At 59.7% G+C, this 17,668-nt stretch carries 14 protein-coding genes; 9 read left to right on the top strand and 5 right to left on the bottom strand.

Annotation, left to right across the window (positions count from 1 at the left end):
• Positions 1-13 precede the first annotated feature (13 nt).
• From fmt to FFH90_RS01135, 4 genes are all read left to right on the top strand, one after another.
• The gene (fmt, locus tag FFH90_RS01150; RefSeq protein ID WP_018927307.1) at positions 14-973 is read left to right on the top strand and encodes a methionyl-tRNA formyltransferase; all 960 of its coding nucleotides are present in this window, start codon (positions 14-16) and stop codon (positions 971-973) included.
• A complete protein-coding gene (gene rsmB / locus FFH90_RS01145) occupies positions 970-2,280 on the top strand; it encodes a 16S rRNA (cytosine(967)-C(5))-methyltransferase RsmB (protein ID WP_019580328.1) in 1,311 nt (436 codons plus the stop codon). Before fmt ends, rsmB begins: the two co-directional genes overlap by 4 nt.
• A gap of 22 nt (positions 2,281-2,302) precedes the next feature.
• Positions 2,303-3,676, top strand: coding sequence for a Trk system potassium transporter TrkA (gene trkA, locus FFH90_RS01140; RefSeq protein ID WP_018927309.1), 1,374 nt, complete (start codon positions 2,303-2,305; stop codon positions 3,674-3,676).
• A 142-nt stretch (positions 3,677-3,818) separates the two neighbouring features.
• Complete coding sequence (locus tag FFH90_RS01135) at positions 3,819-4,133, top strand: tetratricopeptide repeat protein (protein WP_018927310.1); 315 nt, start codon at positions 3,819-3,821, stop codon at positions 4,131-4,133.
• Between the two features lie 60 nt (positions 4,134-4,193).
• Here FFH90_RS01135 and FFH90_RS01130 read toward each other — a convergent pair whose 3' ends face one another.
• Positions 4,194-5,081: a lysophospholipid acyltransferase gene (locus FFH90_RS01130; RefSeq protein ID WP_018927311.1), complete on the bottom strand. Its 888-nt coding sequence runs from the start codon at positions 5,079-5,081 to the stop codon at positions 4,194-4,196.
• Positions 5,082-5,121: 40 nt separating this feature from the next.
• Positions 5,122-5,679, bottom strand: coding sequence for a DNA-3-methyladenine glycosylase I (gene tag / locus FFH90_RS01125; RefSeq protein WP_138866569.1), 558 nt, complete (start codon positions 5,677-5,679; stop codon positions 5,122-5,124).
• Between the two features lie 81 nt (positions 5,680-5,760).
• Here tag and glyQ point away from each other — a divergent pair, with 81 nt between their 5' ends.
• The 4 genes from glyQ to FFH90_RS01105 all read left to right on the top strand — a co-directional run bounded on the left by glyQ (position 5,761) and on the right by FFH90_RS01105 (position 10,170).
• The gene (gene glyQ, locus FFH90_RS01120) at positions 5,761-6,714 is read left to right on the top strand and encodes a glycine--tRNA ligase subunit alpha (RefSeq protein WP_003213601.1); all 954 of its coding nucleotides are present in this window, start codon (positions 5,761-5,763) and stop codon (positions 6,712-6,714) included.
• Complete coding sequence (glyS, locus tag FFH90_RS01115) at positions 6,711-8,765, top strand: glycine--tRNA ligase subunit beta (protein ID WP_018927313.1); 2,055 nt, start codon at positions 6,711-6,713, stop codon at positions 8,763-8,765. Before glyQ ends, glyS begins: the two co-directional genes overlap by 4 nt.
• A gap of 4 nt (positions 8,766-8,769) precedes the next feature.
• Positions 8,770-9,309 carry a D-glycero-beta-D-manno-heptose 1,7-bisphosphate 7-phosphatase gene (gmhB, locus tag FFH90_RS01110; RefSeq protein ID WP_167331188.1) on the top strand — a complete coding sequence of 180 codons (540 nt, stop codon included), beginning with the start codon at positions 8,770-8,772 and terminating at the stop codon, positions 9,307-9,309.
• Between the two features lie 81 nt (positions 9,310-9,390).
• On the top strand, positions 9,391-10,170 hold the full coding sequence (locus FFH90_RS01105) for a 1-acyl-sn-glycerol-3-phosphate acyltransferase (RefSeq protein WP_018927315.1): 780 nt from the start codon (positions 9,391-9,393) through the stop codon (positions 10,168-10,170).
• Between the two features lie 182 nt (positions 10,171-10,352).
• Here FFH90_RS01105 and FFH90_RS01100 read toward each other — a convergent pair whose 3' ends face one another.
• A complete protein-coding gene (locus FFH90_RS01100) occupies positions 10,353-12,665 on the bottom strand; it encodes a CHASE2 domain-containing protein (protein WP_138866568.1) in 2,313 nt (770 codons plus the stop codon).
• Positions 12,666-12,683: 18 nt separating this feature from the next.
• Entirely contained in the window at positions 12,684-13,670 is a 987-nt protein-coding gene (locus FFH90_RS01095) for a FecR domain-containing protein (RefSeq protein WP_372240837.1), read from the bottom strand.
• 781 nt (positions 13,671-14,451) lie between these two features.
• Between FFH90_RS01095 and FFH90_RS01080 the strand changes: the two genes are divergently transcribed.
• Positions 14,452-15,171 carry a response regulator transcription factor gene (locus tag FFH90_RS01080; RefSeq protein ID WP_138866565.1) on the top strand — a complete coding sequence of 240 codons (720 nt, stop codon included), beginning with the start codon at positions 14,452-14,454 and terminating at the stop codon, positions 15,169-15,171.
• A gap of 79 nt (positions 15,172-15,250) precedes the next feature.
• Here the strand turns inward: FFH90_RS01080 and gyrB are convergent, their stop codons facing one another.
• Positions 15,251-17,668, bottom strand: coding sequence for a DNA topoisomerase (ATP-hydrolyzing) subunit B (gene gyrB, locus FFH90_RS01075; protein WP_007934319.1), 2,418 nt, complete (start codon positions 17,666-17,668; stop codon positions 15,251-15,253).

Here is a 17,668-nt window from a genome sequence, read left to right as displayed (position 1 = left end):
ATTGAGAGCTTCCATGACTGAGCCACTGCGCATTGTCTTTGCCGGCACCCCGGAATTCGCCGCCGAACACCTCAAGGCCCTGCTGGGCAGTCCTTACGAGATCGTTGCGGTCTACACCCAACCGGACCGTCCGGCGGGCCGTGGGCAGAAGCTGATGCCAAGCCCGGTCAAGCAATTGGCTCTGGAGCACAACATCCCGGTGTTGCAACCGCCAACCCTGCGCAACGAAGACGCTCAGGCGGAACTGGCCGCGCTGAAACCGGATTTGATGGTGGTGGTCGCCTACGGCCTGATCCTGCCGCAAGTGGTGCTGGATATCCCACGCCTGGGTTGCATCAACAGCCACGCCTCCTTGCTGCCACGCTGGCGCGGTGCGGCGCCGATCCAGCGTGCCGTTGAAGCGGGCGACAGCGAAAGCGGCGTGACCGTGATGCGCATGGAAGCCGGCCTCGATACCGGACCGATGCTGCTCAAGGTCACCACGCCAATCAGCGCCGAAGACACCGGCGGCAGCCTCCACGATCGCCTCGCAGAGATGGGCCCACCGGCCGTGATCCAGGCGATTGCCGGCCTGGCTGCGGGCACACTGGAAGGCGAAGTGCAGGACGACAGCCTCGCCACCTATGCACACAAATTGAACAAGGACGAAGCGCGCATCGACTGGAACCGCCCGGCGGTTGAGCTGGAGCGTCTGGTCCGCGCCTTCAATCCATGGCCGATCTGCCACAGCACGCTGAACGGCGAAGCGCTGAAAGTGTTGGCCGCAAGCCTGGCCGAAGGGCAGGGCGCACCGGGGAAAATCCTCAGCGCCAGCAAGGACGGCTTGATCGTCGCCTGCGGTGAACAGGCGCTGTGCCTGACCCGTCTGCAATTACCCGGCGGCAAGGCACTGAACTTCAGCGACTTGTTCAACAGCCGTCGTGAGAAATTCGCCGTCGGCACCGTCCTCGGTCAAACGGCAGACGCTCAATGAACCCACGTCTGGCCGCCGCCAAGGCACTTGCTGCAGTTCTTAACGGAAAAGCCTCACTCAACAGTTCTCTGCCGACACAAATGGACAAGGTCGAAGACCGCGATCGCGGCTTCACCCAGGACCTGGCGTTCGGCACGGCTCGCTGGCAGCCGCGCTTGTCGGCGTTGGCGGCCAAGCTGCTGCAAAAGCCGTTCAAGGCGGCTGATGCCGATGTCGAGGCGCTGTTGCTGGTGGGGCTTTATCAACTGCTCTATACCCGCGTCCCGGCTCACGCCGCCATCGGCGAAACCGTCGGTTGCGCCGACAAACTGAAAAAGCCGTGGGCCAAAGCCTTGCTCAACGCCGTACTGCGCCGCGCCCAACGGGAAAGCGAAGCGCTGCTGGCCGAGCTGGAACGCGACCCGGTGGTGCGCACCGCCCACCCGCGCTGGCTGCAAAAATCCCTCAAGGCCTTCTGGCCTGAACAATGGGAAGCCATTTGCGCAGCGAACAACGCACATCCGCCGATGATTCTGCGGGTCAACCGTCGTCATCACACTCGCGACGCTTACCTTGGCTTGCTGAGTGACGCTGGCGTGGCCGCCAAGCCCTGCATTTATAGTCGCGACGGCATCATTCTCGATGCTGCTGCCGACGTGCGCAGCCTGCCGGGTTTCGCCGAAGGCTGGATCAGCGTGCAGGACGAAGCCGCTCAATTGGCCGCCGATCTGCTGGACCTCGCGCCGGGCCAACGGGTGCTGGACGCCTGCTGCGCACCGGGCGGCAAGACCTGCCACATCCTTGAGGCCGAGCCCAAACTGGCCGGCGTGGTGGCTGTGGATCTGGAAGCCAAGCGTCTGGTGCGGGTGCGGGAAAACCTCGCACGCCTGGGTCTGAGCGCAGAATTGATTGCCGCCGACGGTCGCGACACCGCCACCTGGTGGGACGGCAAACCGTTCCAGCGCATTCTGCTCGACGCGCCATGCTCGGCCACCGGGGTGATCCGCCGTCACCCGGATATCAAACTGACCCGCCAACCCGACGACATCGCCGCACTGGCGGTGCTTCAGGGCGAACTGCTCGACGCCATGTGGATAACTCTGGAGGTGGGCGGCATTCTGCTTTACGCCACCTGCTCCACGCTGCCGACCGAAAACACCGAAGTCATCGAAGCGTTCCTCGCCCGCACGCCAGGCGCCCGTGAACTGGACCTCGCCACAGCGGCCGGCATCAAGCAGCCCCATGGTCGCCAGTTGCTGGCCCAGGAAGGCGGCCACGACGGGTTCTACTACGCCAAGCTGATCAAGATTGCCGCCGCGCGCGGTTAACCGGGTTTAAGGGAGTGACTGGATGAAGATCATCATCCTCGGCGCAGGGCAGGTCGGCGGTTCGCTGGCAGAACACTTGGCCAGCGAGGCCAACGACATCACCGTGGTCGACACCGATGGCGAACGCCTGCGCGACCTCGGCGATCGGCTGGACATCCGCACCGTGCAGGGTCGCGGCTCGCTGCCGACCGTGCTGCGGCAGGCTGGTGCCGACGACGCTGACATGCTGGTGGCCGTGACCAACAGTGACGAAACCAACATGGTCGCCTGTCAGGTCGCCCACACCCTGTTCCACACCCCCACCAAGATCGCCCGGGTCCGCGAAGCCGCGTACCTGACCCGTGCCGAACTGTTCGACAACGAAGCGATTCCGGTCGACGTGCTGATCAGTCCGGAGCAAGTAGTCACCAATTACATCAAGCGCCTGATCCAGCATCCGGGCGCATTGCAGGTGATCGACTTCGCCGAAGGCAAAGCGCAGCTGGTAGCGGTCAAGGCGTACTACGGCGGGCCGCTGGTGGGCCAGCAATTGCGCCAGTTACGCGAACACATGCCGAATGTCGAAACCCGCGTCGCGGCGATTTTCCGTCGTGACCGGCCGATCCTGCCCCAAGGCGATACGGTGATCGAGGCTGACGACGAAGTGTTTTTCATCGCCGCCAAAGCGAACATTCGCGCAGTGATGAGCGAAATGCGCCGCCTCGATGAAAGCTACAAACGCATCGTCATCGCCGGTGGCGGGCAGATCGGTGAACGCCTGGCCGAGGCCATCGAAAGCCGTTACCAGGTGAAGATCATCGAGATGAACCCGGCCCGCTGCCGCTACCTCTCGGACAACCTCGACAGCACCGTGGTGTTGCAGGGCAGTGCTTCAGACCGGGATCTGTTGCTGGAAGAGAACATCGCCGACGCCGATATTTTCCTGGCCCTGACCAACGATGATGAAGCCAATATCATGTCTTCGCTGCTGGCCAAGCGCCTGGGCGCGAAGAAGGTGATGACGATCATCAACAACCCGGCCTACGTCGACCTGATCCAGGGCGGCGACATCGACATCGCCATCAGTCCGCAACTGGCGACCATCGGCACCTTGCTGGCCCACGTCCGGCGCGGGGATATTGTCAGCGTGCACTCACTGCGCAGGGGCGCGGCGGAAGCCATCGAGGCGATTGCCCACGGCGATGCGAAGTCGAGCAAGGTGATCGGCAAGGCCATCGAAAACATCGGCCTGCCACCGGGCACCACCATCGGCGCGATCATCCGCGATGAAGAAGTGATCATCGCCCACGACGACACCGTGATCGAAACCGGCGACCATGTGATTCTGTTCCTTGTGGATAAGAAGCATATTCGGGATGTGGAGAAGCTGTTCCATGTGGGGTTGAGCTTCTTCTGATCCGAAGGCCTCTTCGCGGGCAAGCCTCGCTCCTACAGGTTTGAGCCGTCCAGCTATTATGCGAACGACTGAACCGTGTAGGAGCGAGGCTTGCCCGCGAAGGCGATTTCGAACTCCCCCAAAAAACCAGAGGTGCCACCCAATGATCGAATCCCTGGAAAAAATGCTCGCCAAGGGTGTGGATAACTCATTGCTGCGCTTCGGCCTGGGCAAGGGTTATCTGGATCTTGGGGAAAACGCCAAGGCCGCAGAGCATTTCCAGCGCTGCGTCGAGTTCGATCCGAAGTATTCGGCAGCCTGGAAGCTCTTGGGCAAGGCCCATCTGGCGCTGGCGGATTACGCGGCGGCGCGACAGGCCTGGGAGCAGGGTCTGGAAGCTGCCCGCGCCCATGGCGACAAACAGGCGGAGAAGGAGATGACGGTGTTTCTGAAAAAGCTTGAACGTCAGGCGCACTGATCAGCGGTAACGCAGGCCAAGATCAATAGATCGCAGCCTGCGGAGTTATCCACAGCAACCTCAATACCAGCGTTCTTCACCCGGCGGACGCTTCTTGAAGCGCTTCATGCTCCACATGTACTGGCTCGGATAAGCCCGCACGTAGCGCTCGACTACCTGGCTCATGGCCGCGCAGGAGGTTTCGGTATCGGTGCTGTACATGGCCTCTGGCGCGGCTTCGAGGATCACTTTGTAACCCGAACCGTCCGGCAGCCGCAGGGCATGCAGGAACACGCCGACCGCTTTGCCACCGGCGAGCATGTTCGGCACGAATTTGCTGGTCAGGGCCTGAGTGGCGAAGAACGGCACGAAGATCCCGGCGGATTCGGCCGGTTCCGGGTCAGCCGGAATGCCTACCGCGCCCCCCTTGCGCACTTCCTTGATCACGCTGAGGATGCCTTCCTTGGTGGAAGCCGCCACGCGGTTACCCAATTGCACCCGCTGCTTGCGCAGCAACTCATCCACCGCCTTCAGTTTTGGCGGACGGTAGAAAATGATCGGTTTGCACTGGCTGCAATAGAAGTGGTTCAACACTTCCCAGTTGCCCAAGTGGCTGGTGATGCCAACCACGCCTTTACCGGACGCCAACGCCTCTTTCAAAACGTCGAGGCCTTCGACTTCGCGCACCAGTTCAATGGAACGCTGGGCCGGCCAGATCCACGCGCAGGCGCTTTCAGTCAGAGACTTGCCGATGTCTTTCAGGCTTTGACCCACCAGACGCTCACGCTCGGCCGGGTCCATCTGCGGAAAGCACTTGGCGAGGTTGATCCGCACCACGTCGCGGGAACGGTTGGGGGTTTTCCACATGATCCAGCCAATCGCCGAACCCACCGCCTGCACTGCCCGCCATGGCAGTAGGGCAAACAGCCGCAGAGCGCCTACCAGCAAGGCGCCTTTAAACTTATCCACAGGTCACTCCTGATCTTGTGCTGTGCGCGAGGCGGCTATTCTAACCGCCGTTCGCCAACGTGGCGTAGCGATCGCAATCCAGAGTGTGATCCATGACCATGCCTGAAGCCTGCATCAGCGCGTAACAAATGGTCGGGCCGACGAACGTGAAGCCGGCTTTTTTCAGGCCTTTACTCATCTCGATGGCGGCCGGTGTCACCGCCGGCACTTCACTGCGATCCTTGAAATGATTGATCACCGGCGTGCCGCCGACGAACGACCAGAGAAACGCCACCGGGTCTTCCAGCTCCAGCCAGGCCTGGGCATTGCGCCGGGCTGCGTTGAGTTTGAGACGATTGCGGATGATCCCCGGATCGAGCATCAGTTCATCGATTTCCGCATCGCTCATCTGCGCCACGCGCTGCACGTCGAAGCCGAACAGCACCTCGCGATAACGCTCTCGCTTGCGCAATACAGTGATCCAGGAAAGCCCGGCCTGGAACCCTTCGAGCAAAAGCAACTCGAACAATCCCTGCGCATCGCGTAGCGGCGTGCCCCACTCCTGATCGTGATAAGCCATGTACAGCGGATCTTCGGTAAACCAAAAGCAGCGTGGCATAAGGCTCCAGGGGGCGTGCGCAGGACCGAATCGGGTATACTCCCGCTCTTTAAATCGCAGCCCAAGAAACAGGTGAATTTCGTGAGCCAGCCTACGCCAGCCGTGCGTACCTTCCAAGACTTGATCCTCGCCCTCCAGCAATACTGGGCCGAGCAAGGTTGTGTGGTACTTCAGCCCTACGATATGGAAGTAGGCGCCGGCACTTTCCACACTGCCACGTTCCTGCGCGCCATTGGCCCGGAAACCTGGAACGCCGCTTATGTGCAGCCCAGTCGTCGCCCGACTGACGGCCGCTACGGTGAAAACCCGAACCGTCTGCAGCACTACTATCAGTTCCAGGTAGTGCTGAAGCCGAACCCGGACAACTTCCAGGAACTGTACCTGGGCTCCCTCAAGCACGTGGGTCTGGACCCGCTGGTGCATGACATCCGTTTCGTCGAAGACAACTGGGAGTCGCCAACGCTGGGCGCCTGGGGTCTGGGCTGGGAAGTCTGGCTCAACGGCATGGAAGTGACTCAGTTCACTTACTTCCAGCAAGCGGGCGGCATCGAGTGCTACCCGGTGACGGGCGAGATCACTTACGGTCTGGAGCGTCTGGCCATGTACCTGCAAGGCGTGGACTCGGTCTACGACCTGGTCTGGGCTGACGGTCCGTTCGGCAAGGTGACCTACGGCGACGTGTTCCACCAGAACGAAGTGGAGCAGTCGACCTACAACTTCGAACACGCCAACGTCGAGAAACTGTTCGAACTGTTCGACTTCTATGAAAGCGAAGCCAAGCGCCTGATCGAACTCGACCAGCCGCTGCCGTTGCCGAGCTACGAAATGGTGTTGAAGGCTTCCCACACCTTCAACCTGCTGGATGCGCGCCGGGCGATCTCGGTGACCGCGCGTCAGCAATACATTCTGCGTGTACGCACCCTGGCGCGTTCCGTCGCGCAAGCCTATCTGCTGGCTCGCGCCAAGCTCGGCTTCCCGATGGCGACCCCGGACCTGCGTGATGAAGTACTGGCCAAGCTGGAGGCTGCACAATGAGTGCTCAAGATTTTCTGGTTGAACTGGGCACCGAAGAACTGCCACCCAAAGCCCTGAACACCCTGGCCGAGGCATTCCTGGCCGGTATCGACAAAGGCCTGCAAGCCGCTGGCCTGAACTACGAGAGCAAAACCGTCTACGCCGCGCCGCGTCGTCTGGCCGTGCTGATTACCGCGCTGGCGACCCAGCAGCCGGATCGCAGCATCAACCTCGACGGCCCGCCACGCCAGGCAGCGTTCGATGCCGAAGGCAACCCGACTCAAGCAGCCCTGGGCTTCGCCAAGAAGTGCGGTGTAGAACTGAGCGAAATCGATCAGAGCGGCCCGAAGCTGCGCTACAGCCAAAGCATCGCCGGCAAGCCGACCGCGAGCCTAATGCCGACCATCGTCGAAGATTCCCTGAACGACCTGCCGATCCCCAAGCGCATGCGCTGGGGTGCTCGCAAGGAAGAATTCGTTCGTCCGACCCAATGGTTGGTGATGCTGCTCGGTGACCACGTCATCGACTGCACCATCCTCGCCCAGAAGGCCGGCCGCGATTCCCGTGGTCACCGCTTCCACCACCCTGAAAGCGTGCGCATCACCTCGCCGGCCAACTACCTGAACGATCTGCGCGCTGCTTATGTACTGGCCGACGCCAACGAGCGTCGCGAGCTGATCAGCAAGCGCACCGAAGAACTGGCGACGATGCAGGAAGGTACGGCCATCGTGCCGCCAAACCTGCTCGACGAAGTGACCGCGCTGGTTGAATGGCCGGTGCCGCTGGTGTGCTCGTTCGAAGAACGTTTCCTCGACGTGCCGCAAGAAGCGCTGATCACCACCATGCAGGACAATCAGAAGTACTTCTGCCTGCTGGATGCCGACGGCAAGTTGCTGCCTCGTTTCATTACCGTGGCCAACATCGAAAGCAAGGATCCACAGCAGATCATCGCCGGTAACGAGAAAGTGGTTCGCCCACGCCTGACCGACGCCGAGTTCTTCTTCAAGCAAGACAAGAAGCAAAAACTCGAAGAATTCAATCTGCGTCTGCAGAACGTGGTGTTCCAGGAAAAACTCGGCAGCGTCTACGACAAGGCCGAGCGCGTGTCGAAGCTGGCGGCCTACATCGCCGCTCGCATCGGCGGCAATGCTTCCTGGGCGGCGCGTGCCGGCCTGCTGTCCAAGTGCGACCTGGCGACCGAGATGGTCGGTGAGTTCCCGGAGATGCAAGGTGTCGCCGGTTACTACTACGCCCTCAACGACGGCGAGCCGGAAGACGTCGCCCTGGCGCTGAACGAGCAGTACATGCCGCGCGGTGCCGGCGCTGAACTGCCGACCACCCTGACCGGTGCGGCCGTGGCCATTGCCGACAAGCTCGACACCCTGGTGGGCATTTTCGGTATCGGCATGCTGCCGACCGGCAGCAAAGACCCGTATGCCCTGCGCCGCGCCGCGCTGGGTGTGTTGCGGATCCTGATCGACAAGAAGCTCGACCTCGACCTGAACGACGCCGTGGCCTTCGCCGTGAATGCGTTCGGTGCCAAGGTCAAGGCTGCCGGGCTTAATGATGCCGTGCTGGAGTTCATCTTCGACCGTCTGCGTGCCCGTTACGAAGACGAAGGCGTGGACGTCGCGACCTACCTGTCGGTACGTGCCCTGAAGCCGGGTTCGGCCCTGGACTTCGACCAGCGTGTACAAGCGGTAGAAGCGTTCCGCAAATTGCCGGAAGCCGCTGCCCTGGCCGCCGTGAACAAGCGCGTGTCGAACCTGCTGAGCAAAGTCGAAGGCTCCGTGCCGACGGTCGTTGAAGCCAAGTACTTCGACAACGCCAACGAGTTCTCGCTGTATTCGGCGATCCAGCAGGCAGACCAGGCTGTGCAGCCAATGGCTGCTGCCCGTCAGTACAGCGAATCGCTGGCGCGTCTGGCCGCATTGCGCGAACCAGTGGATGCGTTCTTCGAGGCCGTGATGGTCAACGCCGAAGACGCCAAGGTGCGAGCCAACCGCTATGCGCTGCTGGCGCGTCTGCGTGGGTTGTTCCTCGGCGTCGCCGACATTTCGTTGCTGGGCTGAGGAGCTGCTGTTGAAACTGCTGATTCTCGATCGGGACGGGGTGATCAATTACGACTCCGACGCGTACATCAAGTCGGTGGAGGAGTGGATTCCACTCCCCGGTTCGATCGAAGCGATCGCGCAGTTGAGCAAGGCCGGCTGGACGGTGGCGGTCGCCACCAACCAGTCGGGCATCGCTCGCGGCTATTACGACATCGCCACCCTGGAGACCATGCACGCTCGCTTGCGCGAGTTGGTGGCAGAGCAGGGCGGCGAAGTCGGTCTGATCGTCTATTGCCCGCACGGGCCAGACGATGGCTGCGATTGCCGCAAGCCAAAACCCGGGATGTTGAAAACCATCGCCGCGCATTACAACGTTTCGCTGACGAATCTATGGTTCGTCGGCGATACTCTCGGTGACCTAGAGGCCGCCAAAGCCGTCGACTGTCAGCCAGTTTTGGTAAAGACCGGGAAAGGCGAAAAGACTCAGGGCAAGACCCTACCGGCAGGCACCTTGATTTTTGACGATCTGGCGGCGATTGCCGCAGAACTTATCCACAACTAAGGCTCTTCTGACATCCTGGCCAAGGACTGATCGGGAGTGCGCTTGAATAGGCGGGCAGTGCCCGCAACGGTAAATGTCGCCATGTCGATACTGCAGGCCATCAGAACTTTCCTCTTTTACCTGCTGCTGGGCACCAGTTCGTTGCTCTGGTGCACCCTGAGCTTTTTTATCGCGCCGTTTCTGCCGTTCAAGGCGCGTTATCGCTTTATCAACGTGTATTGGTGCCGCTGCGCCTTGTGGCTGAGCAAAGTCTTTCTGGGTATTCGCTACGAAGTGAAGGGCGCCGAGAATGTGCCTGAACAGCCCTGCGTGATTCAGTCCAACCACCAGAGCACCTGGGAGACGTTCTTTCTCTCGGCCTACTTCGAACCGTTGAGCCAGGTGCTCAAGCGCGAACTGCTCTACGTGCCGTTCTTCGGCTGGGCCATGGCCATGCTGCGGCCGATCGCCATCGACCGCGACAACCCGAAAGCCGCGCTCAAGCATGTAGCGAAGAAGGGCGATGAACTGCTCAAGGACAATGTCTGGGTGCTGATTTTCCCGGAGGGGACTCGCGTTCCCTACGGCACCATCGGCAAGTTCTCCCGAGGCGGCACCGCGTTGGCCGTCAATGCGTCATTGCCCGTGCTGCCAATTGCACACAATGCCGGCAAGTTCTGGCCAAAAACCGGTTGGGCCAAAAAGCAGGGCGTGATCACCGTGATCATCGGCGCCCCGATGTACGCCGAGGGTAGCGGGCCACGGGCCATCGCCGACCTGAATGACCGGGTGCAGGCCTGGAACGAACAGATGCAGCGCGAAATGGGTTCGCTGCCAGCAGCCCCGGCAGCACCGAGTGCGACCGACCAAGTGACTGTCTGAAGTTCTGTGGATAACCTGTGTACCGTTTTGTTGAAAATCGCTGTATTTAGTTTTTAAGCTTTTGATTTTCATACATATTTCTTAAGCAAATAAAACTTCGGAAAACGTGCATAAGTTTTTTTCGGACGTAAAAAAACCGGCTGATATAGCCGGTTTTTTTATGCCTGTAAAAATGATCAGGCTCACTCGCTCAAAAGGGGTAGCTGGACACTGAACGTCGTGCCTTGTCCCACCACGCTATGACAGGAAATCCGCCCGCCATGACGATCCACCACCGCCTTGACCATGGACAACCCCAACCCCAGGCCGTCACTGCCGTGAGCCGATGCAAAGCGTCGATACTGACTGAACAGCTCGGGAAGCTCTTCGACGGCAATCCCTCGGCCCTGGTCGGCGATCTCGCACGTTAACCAACCCTCGGTACAACTCACCCGCACGGTGATCCGCGAACCCGCCGGACTGTACTTGATGGCGTTTTCCAGCAGGTTGAACAGTGCCCGTGTCAGTAACGACTGATCGGCCAGGACCAGCGCTTCAGCATCTTCGTCGAGGTCATGCAGCAACTGAATGCTCTTCAGATGAGCGATGCTCGAGGCCTGGTCGAAGGTATCGAGCAGCAACATCGCGAACATACTCGGCTGAAACTGATAGGCCTCGGATTCAGCCTTTGCCAACTGCACAAAGGCCTCGGTCAGGTTCAGCGCCTTGCGCACTTGTAACTCGATCTGACTGAACACTTGAGTGTCGCCAGACATCTGATGCCGCTGAACGTCGAGCAAAGCCAGAATCGCCGAGTGGGGGGCCCTCAGGTCATGAGACAGAAAACGCAGCAACACAGCCCGCTGCTCCTCGGCGTCCCGTTCGACGCTCAAGTCAGTGAGGCTCAGTAACCAGCCAATCACCGAGTCGCCTTCGGCCGGCAACAGCGGCGCCAGGTCCAGACGCAGGCTGCGTGCCTGAGTGTCACGAAACTCCAGCAGCTCCAGGGTCGACAACGCCGGCAGCGTTCCATCGGACGGCACCGGGTAACCCAACTCGCTCAGTTGCTCGAGCATCTCCTCGCCCACCAGGCTGCTGGAAAATATCTCCCGAGCCTTACGGTTGGCCAACAGAATGCGCCCATTCGGATCGCTGATCAGCGTCGCCACCGGCAAGTACTCAAGGCCATCGGCAATGAAACGCCGGGTGTCACGTGTCCGGCTCATGGCCTGTTCCAGCGCGACGATTTGCCCTTGCAGCACATCGCCAGCCGGGGCCTGGGTCCGGCGGCGTTCGGGAAACACTTTCGGCTCGCTGTCCAGACGCGCCAGTTCCCAGCCGAAATAGGCGAGCACCGCATTCAGCCTTCGCCAATTCCAGATCAGGTAACCCAACAGCATACCCAGCAGACTCGCGGCCGGTGACCACCACCAACCAAGACGCAACAGCAGGCTCGAACCCAGCAGCGCGACCGCCATTGCCCCCAGGGTCAGCCATAACGCGCGACGCGGACGCACCAGCATAAGGCCCAGCAACTCACCGACAATCACCACCGATAACAACGCCGCCAAACGTTCATCGAGAGCCACAATGTTGCGCTGTTGCAGCAACCCATTGAGGATATTTGCCTGAATTTCGATGCCCGGGGTGGTGCCCATGCTCGCCGATTGCGGTGTCACGTAACGGTCCCCCAAACCTGGAGCGGTGGAGCCGATCAGGATCAAGCGATCGCGCAGCAATTCGGGCGGGACTTCACCGCGCAAGACGCTGACGTAGGGCACACTGGGAAAACCCGCATCGGAACGGATGAAAGGAATCCGTATTTTGTGGGCTCGCTGCCAGCCTTGCGTCGACGGCAGGGCCGGGGTCCCGGGCATCGGTACATTCTCCTTGTCGGCAAGGGTCTGTTCGTACAGCAGCCAGGCCAGTTGCGCGCGTGTTTGTTGTGCCGGTCCTTCGCTTAAATACACACTGCGCACGATCCCGTCGGCATCCGCTTGGGCATTGATGTGCCCGATGCCTTTGACGCAATGGCTCAGTGGCGCCACCGGTTCAATTTCCCCCAAAGGCTGTCCATAACGCGCCACGCCTTCACGCAGCAACGGCACGAAGACATTTCCGGCACGGCAGGCCGCCTGGGCCAGAAGCTGATCGTTGCCGGGATGGCTATCGGGCTCGCTGAAAATCACGTCGAACAGAATGCCTTTGGCGTTCGCAGCGCCTAGCCGATCAAGCAACTGCGCGTGCATGGCCCGCGACCAAGGCCATTTGCCTAGCTGCTGCAAGCTGTAGTCATCGATCGTGACGATGAGTATTCGTGGGTCCACCGGCAGCGGGCTCAGCCGACGCAGGTTGTCATACAGCAGATTGCTCAAGACCAGGCCATGGGTCATGGACAGCACTGCCGTCAGCGGCAACAGGATCAGGCTGACCCACAGCCACTCGCGGACCATCCGCCGAAACAGCCGCTGAGCCTGGGTCGGCTCGCGGCCGTCCTTCCTTGGGCGGCCCTTCATCGGTCGTCGGCCAGGGCGCTATTGGACACGCGTGGTCCTGGGGTAATAGAAAATGTCATACACCCCGGTCTCTCCTTCTAACCCCTGAGCGTCATACGCCGACAGGCGAACATGGTAGAACAACGCCTTCAACCCGCTGAATTTGACCTCGGGCGTGCTGGAAAACTGCTCTTGCTTGATGTCCAGAAAGGCCGCGTCGGTGGCCACTTGCGCCCGATAACGCGTGGCGCCTTCGATGGGCTTCATGATCAATTGCCAGACAGGCACATTACCCGTTTGACCGGCCTGCCCCAACAAACGTGGGGCAGGTAACAAGTCGATTGGCGTCAACGTGCCTTGTTTCTGAATACGCAAACCCTGACGGGCCATGACCTGGACTTCATCATCCTCAGGGCCCTGAGTCCGTTTGGCAGTGGAGCGGGCAGAGCGGGGGCGCGACAGTTCCTCATCACGATTGACCGCCACTTGCCCGTTCAGCACTTCCAGTAATGCCTGGCCACCATCATCGTTGCGCACCCGGAAGTGCGTACCCCGTACGCCCAGTACACCGACCGGCGTGACGATCTGAAAACGATCATGGTCGCTGGCACGCTTGATTACATACGACTCGACCTGACCCTGCTCGAGGATAACCTGAGGGATCGAATGTTCTTCATTGAGGTGTAGCGTGATCTGGGAGCTGGAAGGCAGCACTACCCGCGAGCCATCGCCCAGGGAAAGGCTGACAAACGCCGAAGGCGAGGTCTTGATGCCTTCCTGCTCGTCGATCGGCATGCCTTCCTGCAGTGGCGTCTGTTTACCTTTGGCATCCAGCTTCCAGGCTTCGCCAGTCAGATGTTCGACAGTCGCGGGCAGCGGTTGGCCGCGACATTGTTGATTATCATCGATATAAGGCAGACGTTTTGCCGAGGCGGCAGCCGCCGATGCACTCTGGGTGAACAATTCCATCAACCCGGCAACCAGTAAAAGACAAACGCCAGAACGGCGTGGGAGCAATAAGGTCATGAGGTTCATGGATTGGCTTTTATGCTCTTATACAAATCATGCCGGGAAACGCCCGCGCTGACGCACGATACCTGACCGGATGCTCTGGCAGATAGCCATGGGCGCAAAGGAAATGAGATGACACATCCCTGTGTCAGAACTGAGCAGGCACTCCATGTGTTTTCCCCTGAACTGCAGACCCGCCGAAAACCGGCGATCGACGGTCCTGCAGTTTGGCATTGACGCTCCCTGCGTCGGAGCACATCCCAATGCCCCTGTGCCGCTCAGCGAAAACGAATTTACCGGCATAAGCGACCTTGCGCGGTCATTCTCAATATTTGTTCAGAATTGACTGAAGGCGCCTAAAACACCCAACGTTGTTGCGCCGAACGAATGTCGAGCTGGGCGGCTTCCACCTGTGCGGAGTGCACCGGAGCAAAGCCTGGCGAGTCGCCCATCACCGTGTTCGTCTCTGCAGGGCCGAAGTAACGCGGTGCAACATTCTGCTCGATGACAGATATTGACTGGACCGTGGTGCATCCCAATCCGAGACCCGCGGCCAACATCAACGCTGTTAATCTTGTAAACCCGTTAAAGATAATCTTTAGACGCATTTTTTCCCACAGTCCCTCTGGAGCATTCTGCCGATAATTCATCGCCTACCGGCTAAGTGATATCAGCGTATCCACACTTGGGAAGTTCACAGCAATTCGCCACAATTGTTCAGATTCAATCAATCAGCCTAAACTCCCGCAGGAATTTTCTTAACCGTTGCACTTACGAGATGAAGGAAGCACTCGGCATGCGTGTCGCAATACTGGATGACGAACCCGCCGAACTCCGCCGGGTGGAACAGACACTGCGACAGATCCCCGTCACGGGGGAGCAGGCGTGGACGTTGCACAGTTTCGAGCGGGGAGAGGACCTGTTACGGCAACTTCGCCGGGAAACTTTCGATCTGCTGATCCTCGACTGGCAATTGCCCGACATCAGCGGTCTGTCGTTGTTGCGCTGGACCCGGGAACACATGGACTCACCACCGGCCGCGATCATGCTCACCAGTCGCGATACCGAAAGCGATATCGTCCAGGCCTTGAACGCCGGAGCCGACGATTACGTGAGCAAACCGTTTCGTCCTAACGAGCTGATGGCTCGGGTGAGCGCCGTGCTTCGTCGGCATGGACTGCAACGCGCGGCAGCCACCGAAATACTCACATTCAATGACCTCGAATTCGACGACGCCGAACTCACTGTCACCCGTGCCTGCACCCCCATCAGCCTGACCGAACGGGAATACCGTCTCGCCCGCTGCCTGTTCGCCAATCTGGGCCGACCTTTGTCCCGTGAATACTTGTATGAGCGCTTTTGGACCCATGAAGAAATCGTGTCCTCCCGGCCTCTGGATACTCATATTTATCGCCTGCGCAACAAGCTGGGTCTGACGGCTGATCGCGGTTGGCAACTGCTGACGATTTACGGGTATGGGTATCGGCTTGAGAGCGTAGCGACTGCCAGCGAGTGAACAGCTGTTACATTCCTTCGATCAATAAAAAAGGCCAACGCATAGCGTTGGCCTTTTTTGTTTTAGCGGTCCTGCCGGATCAGAAGTCCAGGTTGGACACCGCCAAGGCGTTGCTTTCGATGAAGTCACGGCGAGGTTCGACCGCATCACCCATCAGGGTGTTGAAGATCTGGTCGGCGCCGATGGCGTCTTCGATGGTCACTTTGAGCATGCGGCGCGAGCCCGGATCCATGGTGGTTTCCCACAGCTGATCAGGGTTCATCTCGCCCAGACCTTTGTATCGCTGGATGGTATGACGCTTGGTGCTTTCAGCCATCAACCATTCAAGGGCTTCCTTGAATTCGGTGACGGCTTTCTTGCGTTCGCCACGCTGGATATAAGCGCCATCGTCCAGCAGGGTGCTCAGTTGAGCGCCCAGGGAAACGACGGTCTTGTAATCGTTGCTGCCGAAGAAGTCGCGGTTGAAGGTGACGTAGTTCGACAGGCCGTGGGAGATCAGTTCGACCTCTGGCAGCCAGACGTTACGTTCACGGTCTTCGCGCAGGCTGGCCTTGTAGACCAGGCCGGACTTCTCGACGGTGCGCAGGCGAACTTCGTACTGAGCCAGCCAATCCTGCATCGCTGCGTGATCGGACAGTTGCTCCATGCTCACGGCTGGCAGGTAGATGAAGTGCTCGGTCAGTTCCTGCGGGTACAGGCGCGACAGGCGCTTGAGGGTCTTCATCACCAGACGGAAGTCATTCACCAGACGCTCGAGAGCTTCACCGGAGATACCCGGGGCTTCTTCGTTCAGGTGCAGGCTCGCATCTTCCAGGGCCGACTGCGTCATGTACTCTTCCATGGCGTCGTCGTCTTTGATGTATTGCTCTTGCTTGCCTTTCTTCACTTTGTACAGCGGCGGCTGAGCGATGTAGATGTAGCCACGCTCGATCAGCTCCGGCAGCTGACGGAAGAAGAAGGTCAGCAGCAGGGTACGGATGTGCGAACCGTCGACGTCAGCATCGGTCATGATGATGATGTTGTGATAACGCAGCTTGTCGATGTTGTACTCGTCGCGACCGATGCCACAGCCTAGCGCGGTGATCAAGGTGCCCACTTCTTGCGAAGAGATCATCTTGTCGAAGCGCGCCTTCTCGACGTTCAGGATCTTGCCCTTCAATGGCAGGATGGCCTGGGTCTTGCGGTTACGTCCCTGCTTGGCGGAGCCGCCAGCAGAGTCACCTTCCACGAGGTACAGTTCGGAAAGGGCAGGGTCTTTTTCCTGGCAGTCCGCCAGTTTGCCCGGCAGACCGGCGATGTCCAGCGCGCCTTTACGACGGGTCATCTCACGGGCTTTACGCGCCGCTTCACGCGCACGCGCCGCGTCGATCATCTTGCCGACGACCAGCTTGGCTTCGTTCGGGTTTTCCAGCAGGAAGTCGGAGAAGTACTTGCCCATTTCCTGTTCGACCGCGGTCTTCACTTCGGAAGACACCAGCTTGTCTTTGGTCTGGGAGCTGAACTTCGGATCCGGCACTTTCACCGAAATGATCGCCGTCAGGCCTTCGCGGGCATCGTCACCGGTGGTGGCGACTTTGTGCTTCTTCGCCAGGCCTTCAGCTTCGATGTAGGTGTTCAGGTTACGCGTCAGTGCCGAACGGAAACCCACCAGGTGAGTACCGCCATCGCGCTGTGGAATGTTGTTGGTGAAGCACAACAGGTTCTCGTTGAAGCTGTCGTTCCACTGCAGGGCGATTTCCACGCCGATGCCGTCTTCACGCTGGATGTTGAAGTGGAACACCTGGTTGACCGCAGTCTTGTTGGTGTTCAGGTATTCAACGAATGCACGCAGACCACCTTCGTACTTGAACAACTCTTCCTTGCCGCTGCGCTCGTCCTTGAGGACGATGCCGACACCGGAGTTGAGGAAGGACAGTTCGCGAATCCGCTTGGCCAGGATGTCCCAGCTGAAGTGGATGTTCTTGAAGGTGTCAGCCGAAGGCTTGAAGTGAATCTGGGTACCGGTGGATTCGCTGTCGCCAACGATTTTCATCGGTTCTTGCGGAACACCGTGGACGTAGGTCTGTTCCCAGATCTTGCCGCTGCGGCGAACGGTCAGGACCAGTTCTTCGGACAGGGCGTTAACCACCGATACACCTACACCGTGCAGACCACCGGAAACCTTGTAGGAGTTGTCGTCGAACTTACCGCCGGCGTGCAACACGGTCATGATGACCTCGGCCGCCGAAACGCCTTCTTCTTTATGCACGTCTACCGGGATGCCACGACCGTTGTCGCGAACAGTGATGGATTCATCCGGGTGGATGATGATGCTGATGTCGTCGCAGTGGCCGGCCAAAGCTTCGTCGATCGAGTTATCGACCACCTCGAACACCATGTGGTGCAGACCGCTGCCATCGTCGGTGTCACCAATGTACATACCGGGACGTTTGCGTACGGCATCCAGGCCTTTCAGCACTTTAATGCTCGTTGAGTCGTACGTATTTTCTTCGCTCAA

The organism is Pseudomonas sp. ATCC 43928, assembly GCF_005938665.2.
GTDB lineage: Bacteria > Pseudomonadota > Gammaproteobacteria > Pseudomonadales > Pseudomonadaceae > Aquipseudomonas.
The sequence above is the reverse complement of the archived record's forward strand: the minus strand, read 5'-3'. Positions and strand labels throughout refer to the sequence as shown.